3 protein-coding genes are annotated in these 1,807 nt (G+C 66.0%); 2 read left to right on the top strand and 1 reads right to left on the bottom strand.

Annotated elements, in window-relative coordinates:
* A partial coding sequence (locus EB084_24685) for a hypothetical protein (GenBank protein NDD31461.1) occupies positions 1 to 226 on the bottom strand: 226 nt, incomplete at its 3' end.
* Positions 227 to 346: 120 nt separating this feature from the next.
* Between EB084_24685 and EB084_24680 the strand changes: the two genes are divergently transcribed.
* Both EB084_24680 and EB084_24675 read left to right on the top strand, forming a co-directional pair.
* Entirely contained in the window at positions 347 to 1,516 is a 1,170-nt protein-coding gene (locus EB084_24680; GenBank protein ID NDD31460.1) for a hypothetical protein, read from the top strand.
* Positions 1,513 to 1,767 carry a hypothetical protein gene (locus tag EB084_24675; GenBank protein NDD31459.1) on the top strand — a complete coding sequence of 85 codons (255 nt, stop codon included), beginning with the start codon at positions 1,513 to 1,515 and terminating at the stop codon, positions 1,765 to 1,767. The genes EB084_24680 and EB084_24675 overlap by 4 nt, the downstream gene beginning before the upstream one ends.
* Positions 1,768 to 1,807 lie beyond the last annotated feature (40 nt).

The raw sequence follows: 1,807 nt of genomic DNA, 5'->3' as shown, positions 1-1,807 counted from the left end.
GGTAGTACCAGCTATGAGGGCGACCGTCTGTGATCACCTGATAGCCTCCGCCGGGCCAGGGCACGGGATTGGCCGGATCGTGCTGGGCGCGGCTCGGGGCGGCCGCCAGCGTCATGAGGGCGCTCACGATGAGCGCGAGGAAGATCGATCTACGCACGTTCGTGCACTCCTTGTGGCTTGTCTTGTTCACGACGTCATCATCGCACACGTCCACCGACATGCGCATCGGTCGCTGGTCGGAGGGGGTGTGACGCGGCTCACGATGGGGCGGGTTTTCGAGACGTGCTCAATTTTTTCCTGATCGCGAGTCATAGGAAAAGTTCGCCTCGCCGGCGAGGGACACCCCGTGAGGCACGACACCGAGCCCACCACCACCCGATCGCCTCGATGGAAGAACCGCGGCGCACTGGTGCTCATCGCGCTGGCAGCGCTTCTGATCGTTCCCCGCAGCCTCTGCGCAGGCAGCGGAAGTGCGCTTTACGCAGGTCAGCTCGACGCCCAGATGCCCCTGGCCAGAGCCGTGGCCGCCCGCGCCGGGAGCGCGTTGCGTTTCAGCACGGGGAGCCCGCGATTCGACGGCGAGTGGAGCTTCGTGACCCAGCAGATGACCGTCATCGGGCTGGGGCAGATGGTGCTTGCTCACGCCGAGCTTAAAGATGCCCTGCTCCCCGCAATGGACGCAGCACTCGAGGGCATGCTCACGCCGGACGCCCTTGCCTTTGGCACCACTGACTGGAAGATGCGCGACCTTTCGTTCAACGGGATAGCGCCGCCCGCATGGCTCGGATACCTGGGAATGGCACTGGGGATGCACCGCATGGTGGCGCCGACCTCGCGCTTTGCCCCGTTGCACGACCGCCTCGTGAGCGCCTTGGCACGCCGTCTGGAGAACGAACCGCTCGAGGCGCTAGCCACCTACCCGAATGAGACATATCCCCCTGACATCGCCACCGCGCTGGGCGCGGTGGGGCTCTGGCAAAGAGCCACGGGACGAACCGACCACGCACGCGCCCTCGCACGCGCGTGCAACGCATTCCGCACGCACGCCGTCGATGCCAGCACAGGCCTCGTGCTTCAGGCCATCGATACCCGCACCGGCACCGGCACCCCCCTCGACAAGCCTCGGGCCTCCGGCACCGCCTTCTCCGCATACTTCCTGGCGTTTGCCGACCCTGCGCTGTCGCGCGACCTCTACACGGCCCTGCACACCCGTAGCTTCTTCACCCTCAATGGCTTCGGCCTCGTCAACGAATATCCCCAGGGCGTCATCGCGGGAAGCGGCGACATCGATTCCGGCCCCGTGATCTTCGGTGTCGGCGCCTCGGCTACGGCCTTCACCATAGCGGTGTCGCGCATGCAAGGTGATCGCGATGCCTATCTCGCCCTCATGCGCACCGCAACCCTGCTTGGATCCCCCGTAGAAGGAAAAGGAGAGCGGCGCTACGTGCTCGGAGGCGCCCTGGCCGACGCGGTGATGCTCGCCATGACCACGGCACCGCCCATGCATGCGCCATGAGCCGTGACCGCGCCCGTTCAACCCTGATCACGATCACCGTGGCGCTCGTCATCGATCTGCTGGGAGGCTGGCTGCTGGCCCAGAGCACGCTCATCGATCGCATGATCGGTCATCCGGATGCGTGGGCGGTTCTTCCCGTGCTGTTCATGGCCCTGCGCTTGTTCGTGCTCGTCGGGGCACCCCCGCTCGTGGCGATAGCGCTGGTTTCGCTGATGATGAACGGGCGAGAGAAGCGTGAAGAGCAGGCCTGACGAGCAGCGGGGGAGCTCACCCGAAGAGGCCATCACGGCG

It is taken from the genome of Pseudomonadota bacterium, from assembly GCA_010028905.1.
GTDB lineage: Bacteria > Vulcanimicrobiota > Xenobia > RGZZ01 > RGZZ01 > RGZZ01.
This window is presented reverse-complemented; position numbering and strand designations above follow the sequence as displayed.